Source organism: Sphingobium sp. D43FB (genome assembly GCF_002312805.1).
Taxonomy (GTDB): Bacteria; Pseudomonadota; Alphaproteobacteria; order Sphingomonadales; family Sphingomonadaceae; genus Sphingobium.
Window position 1 is genome coordinate 1 of sequence record NZ_NMUA01000175.1, and the last position, 567, is coordinate 567.

A 567-nucleotide genomic window follows, 5' to 3' on the forward strand; every position below is an offset into this window, starting at 1 on the left:
CGAGAGGGGATGTCGTTCATGCCGGGCCGCCACGTCAACGATCATCAGATGAGGCTCTACATGAAGCTCCGACATACCCATGCCGTTCCGATCGCCGCCGCCAAGGCCAGTATCAGCACGGCGACCGGATATCGCATCGAGGGAGATCCTCGGCTTCCCTCGCAAAGGCAGGTCCAGCGAGAACGGCGACGCCCGGACCCGTTAGCCGGGATCTTCGACGAGGATGTTGTTCCCATGCTCCAGGCTGCGCCTGGTTTGCGGTCAGTGGCGATTTTCGAGGAGATATGTCGCCGTCACCCTGAGCTTGATGGGCGCATCCGGCGCACATTGGAGCGAAGGATCCGAACATGGCGGGCGATCCATGGTCCCGAGCAGGAAGTGATCTTCCGGCAGGTGCATGAACCGGGACGGCTTGGCCTGTCGGACTTCACCGAGATGAGCGATGAGCACGTAACGATCGTCGGCGTGCCGCTCGATCATCGCCTCTACCATTTTCGGCTGATATGGTCGGGCTTCGAACACGTCCATGTCATTCTGGGCGGCGAGAGCTATGTCGCGCTTGCAGAA

Annotated in this window: 1 pseudogene; it reads left to right on the forward strand. The window is 60.8% G+C overall.

What is annotated here, in order from left to right:
• Positions 1–18: 18 nt before the first annotated feature.
• Positions 19–567, forward strand: a pseudogene (locus tag SxD43FB_RS23905) (IS21 family transposase); the annotation flags it as partial.